Origin of the sequence: Rhodococcus sp. Eu-32 (genome assembly GCF_003336925.1) — a bacterium.
Lineage (GTDB): Bacteria > Actinomycetota > Actinomycetes > Mycobacteriales > Mycobacteriaceae > Rhodococcoides > Rhodococcoides kyotonensis_B.
This window is the reverse complement of record NZ_QGNK01000019.1, coordinates 18991-38342: the sequence shown is the minus strand read 5'-3', so window position 1 is coordinate 38342 and position 19352 is coordinate 18991. Positions and strand designations below refer to the sequence as shown.

Annotated in this window: 18 protein-coding genes and 1 riboswitch; of the genes, 8 read left to right on the top strand and 10 right to left on the bottom strand. The window is 66.5% G+C overall.

Annotated features, from left to right (window positions below; genetic code table 11):
• Nucleotides 1–24: 24 nt before the first annotated feature.
• Nucleotides 25–1434 (bottom strand): D-alanyl-D-alanine carboxypeptidase/D-alanyl-D-alanine-endopeptidase, encoded by a 1410-nt coding sequence (dacB, locus tag DK926_RS20605; RefSeq protein ID WP_114331950.1) that lies wholly within the window; start codon nt 1432–1434, stop codon nt 25–27.
• Between the two features lie 131 nt (nt 1435–1565).
• Between dacB and DK926_RS20600 the strand changes: the two genes are divergently transcribed.
• Both DK926_RS20600 and DK926_RS20595 read left to right on the top strand, forming a co-directional pair.
• Nucleotides 1566–2057, top strand: coding sequence for an inorganic diphosphatase (locus DK926_RS20600; RefSeq protein WP_068423225.1), 492 nt, complete (start codon nt 1566–1568; stop codon nt 2055–2057).
• Nucleotides 2058–2100: 43 nt separating this feature from the next.
• Nucleotides 2101–2571 carry a PAS domain-containing protein gene (locus DK926_RS20595; protein WP_068423227.1) on the top strand — a complete coding sequence of 157 codons (471 nt, stop codon included), beginning with the start codon at nt 2101–2103 and terminating at the stop codon, nt 2569–2571.
• Between the two features lie 27 nt (nt 2572–2598).
• On the opposite strand, the gene DK926_RS20590 is transcribed toward DK926_RS20595, so the two are convergent.
• The 3 genes from DK926_RS20590 to DK926_RS20580 all read right to left on the bottom strand — a co-directional run bounded on the left by DK926_RS20590 (nt 2599) and on the right by DK926_RS20580 (nt 5050).
• Nucleotides 2599–3675, bottom strand: a complete 1077-nt coding sequence (locus DK926_RS20590) for a GGDEF domain-containing protein (protein WP_114331949.1) — start codon at nt 3673–3675, stop codon at nt 2599–2601.
• A gap of 83 nt (nt 3676–3758) precedes the next feature.
• Nucleotides 3759–4217, bottom strand: coding sequence for a MarR family transcriptional regulator (locus tag DK926_RS20585; protein ID WP_243636926.1), 459 nt, complete (start codon nt 4215–4217; stop codon nt 3759–3761).
• A gap of 5 nt (nt 4218–4222) precedes the next feature.
• On the bottom strand, nt 4223–5050 hold the full coding sequence (locus DK926_RS20580) for a crotonase/enoyl-CoA hydratase family protein (RefSeq protein ID WP_114331947.1): 828 nt from the start codon (nt 5048–5050) through the stop codon (nt 4223–4225).
• A gap of 119 nt (nt 5051–5169) precedes the next feature.
• Here DK926_RS20580 and DK926_RS20575 point away from each other — a divergent pair, with 119 nt between their 5' ends.
• Nucleotides 5170–5496, top strand: a complete 327-nt coding sequence (locus DK926_RS20575; protein ID WP_114331946.1) for a 2-oxo-4-hydroxy-4-carboxy-5-ureidoimidazoline decarboxylase — start codon at nt 5170–5172, stop codon at nt 5494–5496.
• A 1-nt stretch (nt 5497) separates the two neighbouring features.
• On the opposite strand, the gene fepB is transcribed toward DK926_RS20575, so the two are convergent.
• On the bottom strand, nt 5498–6508 hold the full coding sequence (gene fepB, locus DK926_RS20570; RefSeq protein ID WP_165839636.1) for a Fe2+-enterobactin ABC transporter substrate-binding protein: 1011 nt from the start codon (nt 6506–6508) through the stop codon (nt 5498–5500).
• Between the two features lie 38 nt (nt 6509–6546).
• On the opposite strand from fepB, the gene fes reads away from it, so the two are divergent.
• Nucleotides 6547–7842: an enterochelin esterase gene (fes, locus tag DK926_RS20565; RefSeq protein ID WP_114331945.1), complete on the top strand. Its 1296-nt coding sequence runs from the start codon at nt 6547–6549 to the stop codon at nt 7840–7842.
• Here the strand turns inward: fes and DK926_RS27105 are convergent.
• Complete coding sequence (locus DK926_RS27105; protein WP_084423609.1) at nt 7756–7977, bottom strand: DUF6480 family protein; 222 nt, start codon at nt 7975–7977, stop codon at nt 7756–7758. The two genes, fes and DK926_RS27105, sit on opposite strands and share 87 nt — an antisense overlap.
• Nucleotides 7978–8041: 64 nt before the next feature.
• Between DK926_RS27105 and alc the strand changes: the two genes are divergently transcribed.
• Nucleotides 8042–9001 carry an allantoicase gene (gene alc / locus DK926_RS20555; protein ID WP_114331944.1) on the top strand — a complete coding sequence of 320 codons (960 nt, stop codon included), beginning with the start codon at nt 8042–8044 and terminating at the stop codon, nt 8999–9001.
• Between the two features lie 126 nt (nt 9002–9127).
• Nucleotides 9128–9601 (top strand): YbaK/EbsC family protein, encoded by a 474-nt coding sequence (locus DK926_RS20550; protein WP_114331943.1) that lies wholly within the window; start codon nt 9128–9130, stop codon nt 9599–9601.
• An 80-nt stretch (nt 9602–9681) separates the two neighbouring features.
• On the opposite strand, the gene DK926_RS20545 is transcribed toward DK926_RS20550, so the two are convergent.
• Together DK926_RS20545 and DK926_RS20540 are read right to left on the bottom strand one after the other, a co-directional pair.
• A complete protein-coding gene (locus DK926_RS20545) occupies nt 9682–10191 on the bottom strand; it encodes a hypothetical protein (protein ID WP_114331942.1) in 510 nt (169 codons plus the stop codon).
• A 132-nt stretch (nt 10192–10323) separates the two neighbouring features.
• Nucleotides 10324–11667, bottom strand: coding sequence for an aminotransferase class V-fold PLP-dependent enzyme (locus tag DK926_RS20540; RefSeq protein ID WP_114331941.1), 1344 nt, complete (start codon nt 11665–11667; stop codon nt 10324–10326).
• Between the two features lie 48 nt (nt 11668–11715).
• Nucleotides 11716–11831: riboswitch (SAM riboswitch) on the bottom strand.
• 189 nt (nt 11832–12020) lie between these two features.
• Between DK926_RS20540 and DK926_RS20535 the strand changes: the two genes are divergently transcribed.
• Both DK926_RS20535 and DK926_RS20530 read left to right on the top strand, forming a co-directional pair.
• Nucleotides 12021–15959 (top strand): Pls/PosA family non-ribosomal peptide synthetase, encoded by a 3939-nt coding sequence (locus tag DK926_RS20535; protein WP_114331940.1) that lies wholly within the window; start codon nt 12021–12023, stop codon nt 15957–15959.
• Entirely contained in the window at nt 15956–17302 is a 1347-nt protein-coding gene (locus DK926_RS20530) for a M1 family metallopeptidase (protein WP_114331939.1), read from the top strand. Before DK926_RS20535 ends, DK926_RS20530 begins: the two co-directional genes overlap by 4 nt.
• Before the next feature lie 86 nt (nt 17303–17388).
• Here DK926_RS20530 and DK926_RS20525 read toward each other — a convergent pair whose 3' ends face one another.
• Both DK926_RS20525 and DK926_RS20520 read right to left on the bottom strand, forming a co-directional pair.
• Nucleotides 17389–18615, bottom strand: coding sequence for an MFS transporter (locus tag DK926_RS20525; RefSeq protein ID WP_114331938.1), 1227 nt, complete (start codon nt 18613–18615; stop codon nt 17389–17391).
• On the bottom strand, nt 18612–19256 hold the full coding sequence (locus DK926_RS20520; protein WP_165839635.1) for a GntR family transcriptional regulator: 645 nt from the start codon (nt 19254–19256) through the stop codon (nt 18612–18614). The genes DK926_RS20525 and DK926_RS20520 overlap by 4 nt, the downstream gene beginning before the upstream one ends.
• Between the last annotated feature and the right edge of the window lie 96 nt (nt 19257–19352).

Genomic DNA, 19352 nt, shown 5'->3' with positions numbered 1-19352 from the left:
CCACTGTCTTGCCTTGTAGCTCTGTCATCGGCAACCACACATCCTCAGTGTCGACGCCACCGCGTCGAGCGCAGGTCTGCTGACCTCCGGCGGACGATCGTTGGACATCAGCGCGAACGTCAGTGTTCTGCCGTCGACGTCGACGACGAATCCGGCAAGGGCACTCGCTGTCGACAGTGTGCCAGTTTTGGCGCGGATCCAACCGGCTCCGACGCGATCGGCGCTGGCGTAGCGGTCGGACAGGGTTCCGGTGGCACCGGCGATCGGCAGGTAGTCGAGCATCGGACGCAGTTCGGCCTTCCCCGATCCGGCGGCGCTCGTCATGATCTCGTCGAGAAGCCGCGCCGGAATCAGGTTGTCCACCGACAGGCCGCTCGTGTCGTGCAGTTCCACGCCGTCGAGGTCGTAGCCGGCCGAGAACAGCGTCTGTCCGATCGAGTCGATCGCTCCTTGGAACGACGCCTGCGCGTTCGTCTCGATGGCGATCTCGCGTCCGATCGCTTCGGCGAGAACGTTGTCCGAACGCCCGAGCATCTGGCCGAGACGATCACGCAGAGGCGCCGACTGCACACTCGCCACCTGATCGGCGCCCTGCGCGGCCGTGCCGATCGACACACGAGCCGGATCGATACCGAGCCCGCGCGCGAGGGCACGACCGGTGTCGAGTGCCGGTTCGGCGCTACGCGGTGACTCGTCTTCGGTCGGAACAGAACGTCCGCCGTCGAGCATGATCGGTTCGATCGGCGTGATGTACCCGGCGGCGACGTCGGGCGCGAACCAGCCCTGCGCCATCGCCCCACCGTTGTAGATCGACGTGTCGACGACGATCTTGTCGACCGGAGTGCCCGCCTTCGAGATCTGTTCGACGAGGTCGTCGATCCGCGCCGCACCCGGGTAGAAGCCCGGGGTGCCGACGGGCTGCGCGGTGAGCGTCGGATCGCCTCCCGCGATCAGCACGATCTCCCCCGGCACCGCGCCTTTGACGACCTTCGTCGTCACGCGGTGTTCCTGAGGCAGAGCCAGCATCGCGGCCGCCGCCGTCAGCACCTTCGTCGTCGACGCCGGGGTCATCGGCGTATCGGGCGACGAGGACCACAGCACGTCACCGCTGGCGGCGTCGGCGACGACGCCGGTGAACGAACCGAGATCGGGCGATCCGACGACGGGAGCCAAGGCCGCGGTCAGAGCGGCCTGCGTCGGTATCGGCGCGGTGTCCGGGTAGGGAACGATCGACGGAACCGGCATGACGGCGTCGGGCTCGGGGGCCGTCTCCGTGTCCGACACCGCGTCGGACGTCGTCGGGACTATTGCCGCGACCGCGACCCCGCCTGCTGCCACGATCACGACGGCCACGAGTATCAGGAGGACGCGCGTCCGCCGTCGTCGCCGGCCGGCGGTGGGACCGAGAATTCGCTTGGTCAGGCCCGCCAACATTCCTCCATCTGCTTCGAGCTCTGCCGGTCGGCAGTTCATCCAACAGTATCCCTGGGTCCGGTACGCTTGCGCCGCGAAGCATCATGCGTCGCCCATGACGCACGACACGAAGAGAAGAGCGAGGGCTGCACGTGCCGTTCGACGTCACCATCGAGATCCCCAAGGGACAGCGCAACAAGTACGAGGTCGACCACGTCAGTGGCCGCGTTCGCCTCGACCGTTACCTGTACACGGCGATGGCATATCCGGCCGACTACGGCTTCATCGAAGGCACGCTCGGCGAGGACGGCGACCCGCTGGACGCGTTCGTTCTGCTGCCCGAGTCCGTGTTCCCCGGCGTCATCGTCGAGGCTCGCCCGGTCGCGATGTTCAAGATGGTCGACGAGGCAGGCGGCGACGACAAGATCCTGTGCGTTCCGGCAGGCGACAAGCGCTGGGATCACATCCAGGACCTCTCCGATGTCTCGACGTTCGAGCTCGACGCGATCAAGCACTTCTTCGTCCACTACAAGGACCTCGAGCCGGGCAAGCATGTCGAGGCGGCAGACTGGGTCGGCCGCGCAGAGGCAGAAGCCGAAATCGCTGCGTCCTTCAAGCGTTTGGCGGACAATCCGGAGCACTGAGTCGAAACCGGCTCGGCACGAAAGGGATCAGGTGGGGAGAGACATGACGGACAGCAATTCGGTCGGTAGCGCCGTCGGCGGAAGCGGCGAGCGACGCAATGCCGATTCGCGGCCCATTTCCGATCCGGCGCAATTCCCCGATCTGCCGGTCACGGTCGTCCTCGACCGCATTCCGGTCCCGATCCTCGCTGTCGATCCGAGCGGTGCCATCGTCTTCGCGAACGAGGCGTTCGACGAATTGTTCGGCACGGACCGTTCCGAACGGGCCGACTTCCACCTGCACGACATCTTCCCGGATCGGGCTCCCGAGGGAGTCAACGTCGCGGACATGTTCCTGACGACGGTCGCGACACGCGCCGATTCGTTGTGGCGCATGACCGACAAGTCCGGCGATGTCGTGCAGGTGCGGGCCAGCAAGTCGATTCTGCGACGGGCCGAGGACACCGTCGTGCTCGTCGCGCTCGAGGACTTCACCGATCAGCTGTGGAACGACCCCAAGAGCGCGCTGCGCTGAGACGGTCTCACCGGGTGGGTTCGAGACTCATCCGGTGAACACCCTCGCTTGATTGCCGCCGGACCGCTTGGCCTCGTACATCGCCGTGTCCGCTTTGAGCAGCGCGGCGTGGACCATTTCCGCAGCCTCGTCGGCGTGCAATGTCCGCCACGCGTCCGCCGAGATGAGCGAGGCGCCGACGCTTCCCGTCACCGGTATCTCGTTCTGGATGCGCGCGAGTGCCGCCCGTATCCGTTCGGCCATGTTCAGTGCGTCCGGCGGTGTCATCACCGACGCGACCGTGAATTCCTCACCGCCCGTTCGGGCCACACATGCTCTCGGCGGCGCTGCTGCGGCGAGACGCTCGGCCGTCGCTTTCAACACTCGATCGCCTGCCGCGTGACCGTAGGTGTCGTTGACGTTCTTGAACCGATCGAGGTCGACGACCGCCAGCACGACGGTCTGCCCCGCCGAGCAATCGCACAGCAGACGTTCGAGGCGAAGATCGAAACCGCGTCGGTTGAGCAGGCCCGTCAGCGAGTCCGTGTTGGCTAGGTCGAGCTGCGTCTTGATGACCGCGCGGAACGCGATGACGGAGTTGACGACGAGCAGCGCGACGAGCGTCTGCGCGATCACGGCCGGCAGATCCTGCTCGCGTTCGAGGTACGTTGCCGCGGACAGCACGAGAATCACGATGCTGACGAAGACGGCATGCGCCCGCAGCACCCGCCGACTCGAGAAGTATGCGATATAGGTGCCGATGACGGCGAACAGCGACGTGACAGCCAGTGCGAATCCGCGAGAGGTGAAGGTGAACAGCACGATCGCGACGCCGACGTCGGCATAGAACACGAACCACCCCGGCATACGTGCGACGCGGATGCCGCGACGCAGCCACCACGCGCCGACCGGGATCGTCGACGCCAGCACGATGCCGCACAGTATCCGCCTGCCGGTCGAGCCCGGACCTTCCTGGGAGAACAGGACGATCGTGCCGATGACGGCGAAGAAGGGAACGAGGACCGCGATTCCGAGGCCCACTCTGCGCTCGAGCCTCGTCGCGGGGGTGTTCGTTTCCAGGATGCGCAGTGGTCCCGGTGTCCACCGACCCAGCATTCCTGGCATCTCGCCCCCTCACCGGCGTTTTCGACGACACCGACGCTGCCACTACATCGGTGTCCGACAACACAGAACGCGAGCTTCGGACTCTACCGTTCACGCACCGCCTGTAAATCGGGCTTGACGCGTTCCCAGTCTGTCAGGAATCTGTCCAACAGCTCGACCAGGCGAGCACGATCGTCGCCCGACCAGTCCTCTATGACGCGCGCGAGGTTGGCGGTACGCCGTTCCTGAATGCGACGCGCGATTTCCCGTCCGGAATCCGTGACGGCCAGAACGTACGCTCGGCCGTCGGTCTCGTCGCGAAGACGCTCGACGTGGCCACGGTCGACGAGTTGAGCCACCTGCCTGCTGACCGTCGACGGATCCGAGTCGACCATCGCAGCCAGCGTGCTCGATCGCATCGGGCCGTCCGTCAACAACCGGAACAGGCAGACGAACGCTGCGCCTTCGACGCCGCCCGACGCGTCCTTCAGCTGCGCGAGTTTGCGCTCGCGGATGCGCTGAAGTCGGACCAGCTGGCTCCCGATCTCTTCGGCGTATTCCACTTCTCTCAGCTCCCGGTGAACTTCGCGGGACGCTTCTCGAAGACCGCGGTGATGGCCTCGGTCAGGTCGTTCGACGCGAGGAATGCCGCGTTCCATGCCGCGACGTAGCGAAGACTGTCGTCGACGGCCGCGGAGCGGGAGTGGTCGAGCACCGTCTTCACACCCTGGACGACGAGCGGCGGATTCGCGGCGATCTCGGCCGCGGTGGCACGAGCTGCGGCGAGCACGGCGTCGGCGTCGTCGAACACGTCGTTCACGAGCCCGATCTTCTCTGCACGCGCGGCGTCGATGTCCTTGCCCGTCAACGCGAGTTCGCGCACGTGACCATCGCCGATGATCGCGGGAAGCCGCGCGAGCGACCCCATGTCGGCGACGATCGCGACCTTGACCTCGCGCACGCTGAACTTGGCGTCGGCGCTGGCATAGCGAATGTCCGCGGCGCTGATCAGGTCGAGTCCGCCGCCGATGCACCAGCCTTGTACCGCGACGACGACGGGTTTGCGGCAGTCGGCGACGGCGCCCGTGGCCAGCTGCATCCGCTTGATCGTGTCGTGGAACGTGGTGCGCGGGCCCGCAAGCGCCTTGTCGGCCATCAGCGGCGCGAATTCACCGCCCATCGCAGCGAGGTCGAGCCCGTACGTGAAGTGCTTTCCCGACGCGGCGAGGACGATCGCACGAACCTCCGGATCGGCGTCGAGCTGTGTGAACAGCTGTGGACACTCGCTCCAGAAATCCGGACCCATCGCGTTGCCCTTGCCGGGACCGATCAGCGTCACCTCCGCCACGTGGTCGGAGATTTCCACCGAGAATGCCTTCCAGCTCTGTTCCGTCATAGGGCGAGCCTAATGGAGGACACAGCGACGAGGTCAGGCTGTGTTACGCCGCGTAACGCCTGCGCTAACACCGTGCGGAACCGCTGGAGGTGGCCGCCATCGCGGCTCATCATCGATCCATGATGATGCATCAGGGTCTTGGATTGGATGTGTTCAACGACCTGCCGCGCCACAAGGCGGTACATGCGCTCTTCGAGTGCTGCTGCTCGGTGACGTGGGCGTCGCACGTGGCGGACGGACGAGCATACGGCTCGTACGCCGAGTTCTTCACCCGGGCCGATCTCGAACTCGGCGAGCTGTCCGATGCCGACGTCGATGCGCTCGCGTCGACCTGTCCGTCGATCACCGGGGTCGACGCGGCGATGCTGCGGCGGGAATTGGCGAAGGTCAACCGCACTCGGTTGTCGAAACTGCTGGGCCCCGAGGGCGGTTGGCCTCCGTACTGACCTACGCGGCCAGCTGCTCCTGCAATCGTTCGACGACGTTGGTCGCGCTGTAGTAGTCGAGCCGGAAGCTGTCGAGGCCAGCGTCGTAGACGTGGCCTCCGGTGACGGCAGGCGACTGTGCGAGTTGCGGATCGGCGACATACGCAGCCACGTCCGACTCGTCCGCGCTGACGAGCACGACCGTGTTACCGGTGAACGCGCGGCTGAAGTTCTCGGGCGAAACGGAGACGATGTCCTTGCGCGCACCCATGCTGGTGTCGCCGAGGACGGCGTCGGGCATCTCGGCGAGGGTGAACCCGAGGTCGACCAGCAGTTTGCCCTGCGCCGACTCGCCGGTCCACACGTTCGCGGACTCGGCGCCGTTGTAGACCAGCGCGGTCGTCGGCTGTGGCGGAAGAGCGATCGCCTCTCTCGCGGCCTCGACGGTGTCGCCGAACGTCGCGATGACGTCCGCGGCGTCGGACTCGTGTCCCGTCGCCTCGCCAAGGACGGTGGCGACGTCCTGCCACGTCTTGTTGCCGTAGTCGACGACGATCGTCGGGGCGACCTGGCTCAGCTCGTCGTACAGCTCGATCGCGGAATCCGCGCCGGTCTTCGAGACCACGATCAGGTCGGGATCCTGGACGACGATCTGCTCGATGTCGATGTCGGCCGACGGGAGCGGTTCCACACCACGCTCGACCGCGATGTCACCCCACTGGGTGAAGAATCCCTGTTCGTCGGCGACGTCCGTGTTGGGTGACGTGGCACCGCTCGCCACGACGGGTGCATCGATCGCGAGGAGACCTCCGGTCAACGTGACCGACGTCGACACGATCCGCTCCGGTGCGGCCGGGATCTCCACGGGGCCCTGTTCCGTGTCGACCGTCCGTGGCCAGTCCGCGTCACCGCTCGTGGACGACGGCGCGTCCGCCGCGTCGGGTCCCTCCGAGGAACTACAACCGGCGAGACCTACGGCCGCGACCGCCAGTACCGCCGCGGTACGCACCAGACCGCTTCTTCTTCCGAACACGTCAGAACACCCTTTCGACCAGAGGTTAGGCTTGCCTCATGCTAGAGGACGTGGAGTCGCAGTTGCGCACCGAGTTGATCGCTGCCGGGTCGGAAGACGTGTTCTGGACGGGCGTATCGAGAGCGGGACTTCCACGCATCGAACCCTCGGGCGACAGCCGGGTCCGGGTGACTTTCTTGTGGAGAGATGCAGCGAAGAATCCCTTCAGGGTCTACTTCGACGCGAGTTCGCTCACCGACCACCACGCCGAAGACCTGACCGTCATGACACAGGTGGACGACAGCGGAATCTGGTTCTGGAGCACCGAGATCACCCGCACGTGGCGCGGGACCTACTGCTTCATGCCCGTCGCGGAGGACGTCGTTCGTACGTTGGATCCGCCGGGTGTCGCCGCCACACGCGAGGGTGTCCGCACTCGCTTCCTCGGCTTACTCGAGCATGCCGTCCCCGACGAGAACAACATCCGACGCTTCGGTCGTGAATCGATCGCGGAGATGCCCGACGCGCCCGTTCAACGATGGTGGGACGACGACACCACTCTCGATTCGGCACCTCGAAAACTACGGTGGCACAGCGGTTCTCTCGGGAATTCACGCGACGTCTGGATTCACGAGACCGTCGGCCACGGGGTTTCCTCCGAGCGGCCGCTGGTCATCGTGCTCGACGGCAGACGATGGATCGACGAGGCACCGCTGGCTCCGGTGCTCGACGCCGCAGTGCGCGACGACGCACTTCCACCGTCGGTGATCCTGTTCGTCGATTCCGGCGACGGGGACATGCGCAGTCGTGAATTGCCTTGTCACCGCCCGTTCTGGGAGGCCGTCGTCGACGAACTGATCCCACTCGCGGCGCACGAGGCGTCGTTCACGAGCGATCCGCGTCGAACCGTCGTCTCCGGGCAGAGTTTCGGCGGCCTCGCATCGCTGTTCGCTGCCCTGGAGTTCCCACACCGATTCGGCCTTGTCGCAAGCCAATCCGGGTCGTTCTGGTGGCCGATCATGTCGCACCGAGGCGTGCGCGGGCCCCTCGGCGGACGCGTCGCCGAGATGCTCACCGCATCGTCGGACGCACTGCCGATACGGGTCGTCATGGACGTCGGAGTTCACGAGGGCGACATGCAGGCACACAACCACCGCGTCGCGACATTGCTGCGCGCGCGTGGCGTCACCGTCGACTACCACGAATTCGACGGTGGGCACGAAACTCTGTGTTGGAGGGGAGGATTGACGTCGGCGCTGATCACATTGCTAGAACAGACCGGCGATTCGGCCGACGAAGAATGCGACGACGAGGATCACGAGGAGCGCGACGATTCCGAGGAAGACGACCGGTAGGGCCAATCCACGTTGAGGAGGTTCGTGATTGGGTCCCCCGACGCCGGTCTCGACGGGAGGAGTGTCCCCTGGAGCGACGCCACCACCGGGTTCGAGGCCAGCAGTGTCGTCGGGTTCGGGGTTCTGAGCAGTCATGTCTCGCGAGTACCCGATGCGCTTCGACTCAACCCGCCGGGAGTCTTCCCTTATTCTCACGAGTATGACGGCCACGTTCCCCCTTCCCCTGCCCGACCTCGCCGTTCGCACGCTGGGCGGTGCCGTCGTCTGGGCGAACGACGAGACGTTCGCGGAGAAGGAGAATCTGATCACCCCGGGCAAGGCCGATTTCTCCAAGGCCACATTCGGACACAAGGGACAGATATACGACGGCTGGGAGACGCGTCGGCGTCGGGAAGCGGGGTACGACGAGGCCATCGTGCGTCTCGGCGCACCGGGCGTCGTCGATGCAGTCGTCGTCGACACCGCGTGGTTCACCGGTAACTACCCGCCCGAGATCTCCGTCGAGGCCGCGACGGTCGAGGGCTTCCCGTCGGGCCAGGAACTGTACGACGACGCCGAGTGGGAGACCATCGTTCCGCGGAGCCCCGTGAACGGCGACACCGAGAACCGGTTCGAGGTGGAGTCCTCCGACCGCTGGACGCACGTGAAGCTGTCGATCTACCCCGACGGTGGCGTCGCACGGCTGCGCGTTCTGGGCCGTGGACGTCCCGACCCGCGTTTTCTCGCTGCGGGCCCGTTCGACCTGGCGGCGCTCGAGAACGGCGGCTACGTGTCGGCGTGCTCCAACATGTTCTACAGCTCGCCGAACAACCTGCTGTTCCCCGGCCCGCCGCGATCGATGGGCGAGGGTTGGGAGACGTCCCGCCGGCGAAACGACGCGAACGACTGGGTTCAGGTCATGCTCGCAGGTACCGGTACCGTCCGGTTGGCCGAACTCGACACATCCTGCTTCCTCGGCAATGCCCCCGGCGCGGCGTCGCTGAAAGGCCGTCTCGGCGACGGGGAATGGATCGAGCTGCTCCCCCGGACTCGTCTGCAGCCGGACACCCGTCACCGGTTCGTCCTGGACGCCGCCGAGCCCGTCTCCGAGGTACGGATGGACATCTACCCCGACGGCGGCATGGCACGCCTGCGGCTGTTCGGGGATCTGCTCGAGTGATGGCTCATTCCGCAGGCTCCACTCCCGCCTCGAATGATGGCTCATTCCGCAGGCTCCACTCCCGCCTCGGTTGACGGGTCGCCCTTTGCGCCTGCGGAGTTGCTCGACTGGCAATACTCTTGGAGGATGCCCCGGCTTCTCCACCCGAACGCGGCGCATGTCGCCGACATCCTGATCTCGCGCGGGCACCACGGGGTGGTCGTCACCTCGCCCGAACCCACATCGACCGCAGAAGCCGCTGCGGAATCGCTCGGCGTGAGCGTCGGCGCGATCGTGAAATCGCTGGTGTTCCTCCTCGACGACGACCCGGTGCTGCTGCTGGTGTCCGGAGCCCACCAGGTGAACTCGAACGCCACCGGCGAACGGTTGGGCGGCACGCTGCAGCGCGCACCGCTCGATCTGGTCAAATTGGCGACGGATCAGCCGATCGGCGGCATCGCACCCGTCGGGCACCCCACCAACCTGGCTACCTACGTCGACGAGTCGCTGTCCCAGTACCCCGAATTGTGGGCTGCGGCAGGGCATCCGAACACGATCTTCAGGACGACGTTCAAGGAGCTGCTACGCATCACGGCAGGCCTCGCCGTGGATGTGACCTGACTGCGCAACTCGATGCACACAATCGGCCCGAATCGGCGATTTCCCGTCGATTCGGGTCGATCGTGTGCAGTCAGTCGCGCTCAGGACGCGAGTTCACGCGCCGACGGCATGGCACCCGTCGCGGCGAGCAGTCCGTCGACCTGGAACGCGACGCCACGGTCCTCCAACCACGGGACGACGCCCGCTGCGACGTCGGCCAGGTTGCGCGCCTCGGGTCCGACTGCGACGAGGGTGACACCGTCGGCCACCTCGGCGGCCTTCACGTCGGCGACGAGCCCCGCCAGACCGGCAGCGGTTCCGACGTACCGGATCGAACCGGGAACGGCGGGCACGTCCAACGCCGCGAACTCACGACGCGCAGTCCTGGCGTCGTCGGCGATGTGGAACTCGATGTCGAGGAAGACTGCGACGCTGTCGGCATCCTTGCCTGCGGCCACTGCATCGGAGCGCAGTGCCGTGCGAGCCTGTTGGCCCTCACGAAGGTCTGCGGCGACGATGCGGGCGACCGCCTCGGTCGGAACGGCGTCGGTGATTTCGGTCCAGGTGCCCGCATGATCGACGGCGACGCGTACGGGTGAAGTGTTCGACATGAGATGTCCTGTCGTGGAAGCAGGGGAAGGTTGCCTAGGTCCTACCCGAACGCCTACAAGACCCGGAGGCCGTGCGGCACAGATCCACGTACCTGTCGCGCCAGAATCGGCCCTGCGACACGACATTTGCTGTCATGACCCGATGCTAACCTCTCCGTTCGCGCACGGGGATCCCACGCCTGCGCCGCCGTCGGCAATCGCCGGGAACGGGCGCGGATCGGGCACCGGGTTCCACCATCCGTTGTCCTCCTCGTAGACCCACGAGGGGCCGGACGAGGCCAGCTGCGCGACGGCGTCGACGAGACGGTCGACGTCGGCATCGGAACTACCGAGCCCCAGGCTGGCCCGCACGGCGCCGCCTGCGTAACCGAGCCGTTGCAGCAACGGGTGGGCACAGAACTTGCCGTCGCGCACGCCGATTCCGTGTTCGGCGGACAGGTATGCGGCGATCTCGCCCGGGCCGTACCCGTCGAGTGCAAATGTGACGATGCCCACACTGTCCGGAGCGTCGTTCCACACCGACAAGAGCTGGATTCCGTCGATTCCGGCCAACCCGTCGCGTAGCCGCGTGCACAGACGACGCTCGTGGTCGACGGCACCTGCCGCCTCGTACGCCGTGATCGCCTCGCACGCGGCTGCGAGCGCGACGACGCCGAGCACGTTCGGGGTCCCGGCCTCGTGACGCGCGGGCGACGGAGCCCAGTCCGTCGACGTCGTGGTCACGTGTCGCACCGCACCACCACCGGCAAGGTAGGGCTCACCGGCGTCGAGCCAGTCACGCCTGCCGACGAGGACACCCGCACCGTGCGGCGCGTACAGCTTGTGGCCCGAGAAAGCGAGGTAGTCGACGCCCAGGTCGGCAAGATTCACGCGGCGATGCGGCACCAACTGGGCACCGTCGACGAGAATTCGAGCACCGTGCCGATGCGCGAGCGTCGCGAGTTCGCGGATGGGCAGCACCTCGCCCGTGACGTTCGACGCTCCCGTGACGGCAAGCAGCGCAGCAGGTTTCGTCCGCAGTTCCGCGTCGATGCGCGCAACCGTCTCGGCAACCGAGTCCGCTGCGACGACGACGCGACGCCCGTTCCACGGCAACAGGTTCGCGTGGTGCTCGATGTCGAGCACGACGGTGTCTCCCGGGACACAGCCGGCGAGAAGGTTCAGCGAGTCGGTGGTGTTCCGCGTGAAGATCACGACGGAATCCTGTTGCGCTCCAACGAAGTCGGAGACGGTCACCCGGGCCTTCTCGTATGCGGCCGTCGAGACCCGCGATGCATATCCGGCACCCCGGTGCACGCTGGAGTAGAACGGCAGCAGCTCCTCGATTCGCGCGGACACCTCGGCGAGCGCAGGTGCACTGGCCGCGTAGTCGAAGTTCGCGTAGCTGCAGGTGGTTCCGTCGACGAGCGGGACCTGCACGTTCGCGCCGCTGACCGCAGCGAACGGTGCACAGGTCTTCTCGAGAACAGCAGTCATGACAATTATCCCCTTGTCGTTCGGGGACCCACGCCGATACGGCGTTCGAGTCCGCGCTTGCCGCACCGGTTCTCCGGCGTCGGCCAGGTCGTCACCCGGAGCACCCCACCGCGGAGGAGGGTTGCCGACCAGCGAGCCGGGGCTTTGCGCTGGTACTCATGACCTGAACAGAGAATGGCAAACGACTCTCGTCATTGTCAACCCGGCAGGTAGGAAACCCGCGGGGCGAAGCCGCACCACGCGAGTAAACTTCGCCCGGTGTCTCGACCATGCAGCCGTTCACCTTCTGGCAAACCCAACATGAGATAACGACCCACAAATCACGTTGACGATTCGAGAAGAGGAACACCCGGTTGTCTGTGGAATCACGATCGGAACCGACGAAGACGCAGGCGTCTGCAGCCATACCTGCCGAATTTCTGCGCGGAGATCGCGCTCCTCGTGAGCGCACCCTCATCGACGTCCTGCGGTCGACGGCGTCACAGCATCCCAACGCCATGGCGATCGACGACGGAAGCACGTCGATCACCTACCGCGAGCTGCTCGAGGACATCGACGAGGGCGCGCAATGGCTGGCCAGGGCGGGAGTTCGGCGCGGCGACCGCGTCGGCGTCCGGATGCCATCGGGCTCGTTCTCGTTGTACGTCGCGATTCTGTCGATCCTGAACGCCGGTGCTGCGTACGTGCCCGTCGACGCCGACGACCCCGACGAGCGCGCCGAGCTTGTCTTCGGTGAGGCCAAGGTGACCGCGGTCGTGACGGCGGGCGGCATCGCTGCAGGTACGGCCGACAAGCAGGACATTCCCCTGCCCGACACCCTGACCATCCCGAGCCCCGACGACGACGCCTGGGTCATCTTCACGTCGGGTTCGACGGGTACGCCGAAGGGCGTCGCCGTCAGCCATCGCAACGCCGCGGCATTCGTCGACGCCGAAGCGCGGATGTTCATGCAGGACGATCCCCTCGGTCCGGGCGACCGCGTGCTGGCAGGTCTGTCGGTGGCGTTCGACGCGTCCTGCGAGGAGATGTGGCTCGCGTGGCGTCACGGCGCGTGTCTCGTTCCCGCACCTCGCTCGCTCGTCCGCAGTGGATTCGATCTCGGACCGTGGCTCGTTTCCCGTGACATCTCGGTCGTCTCGACCGTCCCGACGCTCGCAGCTCTGTGGCCCGCTGTGGCGCTCGAAGCCGTCCGCCTGTTGATTTTCGGCGGCGAGGCGTGCCCGCCGGAGCTGGCCGAACGCCTCGCCGTCGACGGTCGCGAGGTGTGGAACACGTACGGGCCCACCGAGGCCACCGTCGTCGCGTGTGCGTCGATCATGGACGGCAAGGGTCCGGTCCGTATCGGCCTGCCACTCGACGGCTGGGATCTCGCCGTCGTCGACGCGTCCGGCCAGCCGGTTGCCGTCGGCGAGGTCGGTGAGCTCGTCATCGGCGGCGTCGGCCTCGCGCGCTACCTCGACCCGGCGAAGGACGCCGAGAAATACGCCCCGATGCCGACGCTCGGGTGGGAGCGCGCCTATCGCAGTGGCGACCTCGTCAAGCTCGAAGTCGAGGGTCTGTTGTTCCAGGGCCGCGCCGACGACCAGATCAAGCTCGGCGGTCGACGCATCGAGCTCGGCGAGATCGACAACGCGCTGCAGGCTCTCCCCGGCGTCGCCGGTGCTGCGGCCGCGGTCCGCAAGACGGGTGCAGGCAACTCGGTGCTGGTCGGCTATCTCGCCAGCACCGACAAGAATTTCGACCTCGATGCGGCGCGGACGCTGCTGTCCGAGCAGCTCCCGGCTGCGCTCGTTCCGCGGCTCGCGCTCGTCGAGGAGATGCCGACGCGGACGTCGGGCAAGGTCGATCGCAACGCACTGCCCTGGCCTCTGCCGGGGCTCGGTGACGCGTCGGCGCTGGAAGGCACTGCCGGCTGGGTCGCCGAGCTGTGGACCGACATCCTCGGCGCTCAGGTGACCGACGAGAACGCCGACTTCTTCCAGAACGGCGGCGGCTCGCTGTCCGCTGCCCAGTTGGTGACGGCACTGCGTGAGCGGTTCCCCGAGATCACCGTCGCCCAGCTCTACGACCACCCACGGCTCGGTTCACTGGCCCGATACCTGGACGAGCTGAAACCGCCGGTCGAGGTCGTGCCGCGTGAGGTCGAACCGACGTCACGCACGGCGCAGTGGGCGCAGATCGCCGCGACCGTTCCGCTGACGACGCTGACCGGCCTGCAGTGGGTCACGTGGCTGGGGATTCTGTTCAACGTCATGTCGTGGTTCGCCGAGGTTCCGTGGGCGCCGACGGTGTCGTGGTGGTGGATTCTCGTCGCGTTCGTCCTGTTCATCACGCCGGTCGGCCGCATGGCGATCTCGGTCGTCGGCTCGCGAATCCTGCTGGCAGGCCTGAAACCCGGCGCCTACAGTCGCGGCGGCAGCGCTCACATCAGGCTGTGGGCAGCGACGCGTCTGACCGACGCCAGCGGGGCGTCGAACCTGTCCGGAGCACCGTGGATGGTCTACTACGCCCGCGCGCTCGGCGCGAAGGTCGGCAAGGGCGTCGACCTGCACACACTTCCGCCGGTCACCGGCATGCTCGAACTCGGGGACGGCTGTTCGGTGGAACCGGAGGTCGATCTCACCGGTCACTGGATCGACGGCGACCTCGTCTACATCGGCGGTATCAAGATCGGCGCGGGGGCTGCCGTCGGCGCTCGCTCGACGCTTCTCCCCGGAACGTCCGTCGGCAAGAACGCGGTGGTCAGCGCCGGCTCGGCCGTCGTCGGCAAGGTCAAGGCCGGGCAGCTGTGGGCCGGTTCGCCCGCTCAGAAGGTCGGCAAGGCCGAGCACCCCTGGCCCGACGAGACTCCCCCGCGCGCGATTCAGTGGATGCTGGCGTACGGCGTCGCGTCGCTGTTCCTGTCGGGCATGGCCATCTTCTCGATCGGTGTCTCGCTCGTGCTGATGGGCTGGTGGCTGCACACTGCCACCTCGATCGGCGAGGCCATCGGCCGTGCGGCCATCATGCTGCCCGTCGCGACCCTCGTGTCGCTCGGCACGTTCGCGGTCATCACGCTGGCCGCCGTCCGGCTCCTCAGCATCGGCCTCACCGAGGGCTATCACCCTGTTCGCAGCCGTATCGGCTGGCAGGTCTGGGCCACCGAACGCCTGATGGACTCCGCCAGGACGTTCCTGTTCCCGCTGTACGCGTCGCTGCTGACACCGCACTGGCTGCGACTGCTGGGCGCCAAGATCGGCAAGGACGTCGAGGCGTCGACCGTGCTGATGATCCCCAAGTTCACAACCGTCGCCGACGGCGCATTCCTCGCCGACGACACGATGGTCGCGAGCTACGAGCTCGGTGGCGGCTGGATGCACCTCGGCGACGCGAAGGTCGGCAAGCGCGCGTTCCTCGGCAACTCGGGTATGACCGGCCCCGGCCGTACCGTTCCGAAGAACGGCCTCGTCGCCGTGCTGTCCGCGACACCGGACAAGGCGAAGTCGGGCTCGTCGTGGCTCGGAAGCCCGCCGGTGCGTCTGCGTCGGGCAGCCGGCCGAGGCGACAGCTCCCGGACGTTCGATCCGCCGCGCAAGCTGAAGATCGCCCGTGCGCTCGTCGAGACGTGCCGCCTCATTCCGGTCGTCGTCACGTTCGGGATCGGCCTGGGCGTGCTGTTCGGACTGACCGCCATCGCCGACGCCGTGGGCTACTGGCTCGCCGCGCTGCTCAGTGGCGTCGTACTGCTGGTCGCAGGTGCGGTCGCCGCGGCGATTTCCGCAGCCGCGAAGTGGGTCTGGGTCGGCCGCATCGACAAGGTCGAGCACCCGCTGTGGAGTTCGTTCGTGTGGCGCAACGAGGTCGCGGACACGTTCGTCGAAACCGTCGCCGCGCCGTGGTTCGCGCGCGCAGCCGAAGGAACGGCCGTCCTGAACATGTGGCTGCGCTGGCTCGGTGCGAAGATCGGTCGGGGCGTCTGGTGTGAAACGTACTGGCTTCCCGAGGCAGATCTGGTGACTCTGGACGACGGTGCCACCGTGAACAGGGGCTGCGTTGTGCAAACCCACCTGTTCCATGATCGGATCATGAGCATGGACAGCGTGACACTCGGACGAGGAGCGACACTGGGCCAGCATTGCGTCGCCCTGCCCGCCGCAGGCATCGGCGACGGCGCGACGGTCGGGCCCGCGTCGCTCGTGATGCGCGGCGACACCGTGCCCGCGCACACCCGCTGGCAGGGCAACCCCATCGCACCGTGGGCGAAGGGCGACCCGTTCTCGCGAATCATCCCCGCCGCTGAGGTGAGCGAGTGAAGTTCGTTCCTTCGAAGCTCGTGACGCCGACGTTCGACATCGATTCCTCCGATGCGCCGATCGACGACTACCTGCCGCAGAACGGCAATCGTGGCTACCGCGTGTCGCGCTACGAACTCGATCTGGAGTACAAGGTCGAGAGCAACCGTCTCGCGGGCAAGGCGAAGATCACCGCGGTCACGACGGCAACGCTGTCGAAGTTCGCGTTCGACCTCGGACCTGCACTGCGCGTGTCCAAGGTGTCGGTCAACGGTTCGCGGTCGGTCAAGTTCAGCCAGCACCGCGACAAGCTGAAGATCACCCCTGCCAAGCCGATCGCGTCGGGTGCGGCGTTGGTCGTCACGATCCAATACGGGGGAACTCCGAAGCCCATCAACGGGTTCTGGGGTGAGGTCGGCTGGGACGAGCTGACCGAAGGGTCGATCGTCGCGAGTCAGCCGAACGGGGCCGCGTCGTGGTTTCCGTGCGACGACCACCCTGTCTCGAAGGCCAGCTACGGCATCACCATCACCACCGACTCGCCGTACTACGCGGTCGCCAACGGCACACTCGTCAGCAAGCAGACGCGCGCCAGCCGGACCACGTGGGTGTACGAGCAGCCCGAACCGATGGCCACCTATCTCGCGACGGTGCAGATCGGTCCGTACTCGGCACACGCCATCAGCGGTAGCGCTGTGCCGATGAAAGCCGTTCTCCCGTCGCGGTTGAAGCAGAATTTCGAGCACGACTTCGGCCGTCAGACCGAGATGATGGACACGTTCACTCGCCTCTACGGGCCCTATCCGTTCGCGGCGTACACCGTCGTCGTCACCGACGACGACCTCGAAATACCCATCGAGGCACAGGGTTTGTCGATCTTCGGCGCCAATCACTGTTCGGGCACACGGTATTTCGAGCGACTGGTCGCGCACGAACTCGCGCATCAGTGGTTCGGCAACAGCCTGACGCTCGGCAAGTGGAAGGACATCTGGCTCCACGAGGGCTTCGCCTGCTATTCGGAGTGGATCTGGGCCGAGAATTCCGGCGGCACGAGTGCACGGGACAAGGCGCGACGCGTCCACACCATGCAGCGGGGCCTACCGCGGGACCTCCTGCTCGGCGATCCCGGTCCGGCCAAGATGTTCGACGACCGTGTCTACAAGCGCGGAGCCCTTGCGCTACATGCACTTCGGAGCACCGTCGGCGACGACAAGTTCTTCCCGCTGATCCAGGAGTGGACGTCGAAGTACCGGTACTCGACCGTGAGCACCGCCGACTTCACCGACCTTGCCTCGCGGTACGGCTGCCCGCGCACGCTGTGGGACGAATGGCTGAATCGGACCGATCTGCCTGCACTTCCGTAGCGGCCCCGGCCCGGCCGAAATCTACCCTCCTGTTGTGCGGTTTCGGACTTCAGAACCGCACAACAGGAGGGTGAATTTCCTACGCCCTACTCCCCTGCCGGAAGGTGGGAGGTCGACTGGGTGCGCACGAACACCCAGCACACCCCGGCCATGATGGCACCGACGACGAAGATCGCGGGGTAGGTGACGACGCCCGGCCATTCCTCCGTGAGCGCGGACAGAATCGCCGGAACCGCGAAGCCCAGGTAGGTCAACGAGTAGAAGACGGCAGTCAGCCCGGCCAGATCGTTCGGGCCCGCGATGCGTTGCACCTCTTGCAGTCCCGAGACGAGGGCCATGCCGTACCCGCAGCCGAGTATCGCGGCCGCTATGAGCGCCGCAGCGATCGTCAGCACCGACGCCGCCCATGCGGCAAGCAGCATGCCGACAACGAGAATCGTCAACGCCACCAACGCACCTCGCGCCGCATTCGGGGTGTCGATTCTGCGCCCGACGGCTTGGATCCCGAATCCAGCGCCGAGCGCGATCACCGACATCAACGCCGACAACGCGATCGGGTGGCCACCGCTACGGTCGGCCATCAGCGACGGCAAGACCGCGTAGGCGACGCTCGCCGCGCCGAACACCCACGGCGCCAACGGAACCACGACGAGCAGGAACCGGCGGTGGCCCGCTGCGGGGATCTTCAAGTCGTCGAGCAGACTCACTCGCTCGGAGCGCGGAACGGCCGGCCGGCTCTCAGGCACCGACATCATCCCGACTCCCGCGGCGACGCAGATGCTGACGTGCACGAGGTACGCGAGATGCGTCGGCCACGGCGCCCACTGCGCCAGAACGCCTGCGACGCCGGCGCCGAGCGCGAACCCGGCCGTCAAGCTCATCGCCGCACGACGAGCACCGACTCCCGGAGCTTCGTGCGCCGACAGCTCCTTGATCCAGCTTCCACCGACGGCCATGCCGATACCGAGCGCCACACCGCTGAGCACGCGCCCGCCGAAGAGCAGGCCCGCATGATCGGCACCCAAAGCGATCAGGATGGAACCGGCCGCCGCGATCGCCGGGGCGGGCAGCATCACCGGCCGTCGACCGAGTCGATCGGACAGTGGTCCGCAGATGAGCAGCGACGGCACGATCCCGATGACGTACGCGAACAGGAACGTGTCGACGGTGACCGCCGAGAATCCGTGTTCGAGTCGATACATCACCAGCAGCGGTGTGAATTCGTTGCCTCCCCACGCGACGGCGAACATGCCTGCCGCGACGAGGAGCCACTTGGCCGTCCTGGTCTCCGTGGTGGCCTTCGTGAGTGTCATGAAGTACTTCCTTCGTTCAGCCGGTGCACGCGGCGCATGTGGCTGTCGACGGCCGACGCGAATCCGTCGGCGTCGCCTGCCTCTATGTGACCGGCAAGCTGCGCATGGTCGTCGACGATCTGCTCGATCTGCCCCGGATCACGGGAGATCGAATGCGTCGTCATCCGTCGCTGTCGTTCGCGAAGGCTGTCGTAGAACGCGTCCAGCAGCGGGTTTCCGCCTGCCCGGACGATGAGTCGGTGGAAATCTGCGTCTGCAGCGCTGAACTCGGCTGCGGTCCCGGTCGCCGCGATCTCGCGTTGGCGAATCAGACTCGCCCGAAGCTGTCGGACGAGCTCCGTGCGAGCACGTTCGTCGGCGACGACCTCTCGCGCGCTCCCGGCCTCGACGAGCCTGCGAGCGGACACGATGTGTTCGGCCTCACCGGGCGCGATGGGGACGACGAGAGCGCCACGCTTGGGATAGAGCCGCATCCACCCTTCGACCTGGAGACGGAGAAACGCCTCGCGGACGGGAGTGCGGCTGACATCCATTCGACCTGCGATGTCGCCCTCGCTGACCAGCTCGCCACCAGGCAGCTCGCCGCTGACGATCATTTCCTTGACGGTCAGGTAGGCGAGTTCCGAGGCCGACGGCTGCATAGACACAACATAGATACTAGATGAAGGGCGCTTCGCACCCGTGCGCGGATAGTTGGAACAGGGTCGAACTATCCGAGCACGGGCGGCGCAGCCGCA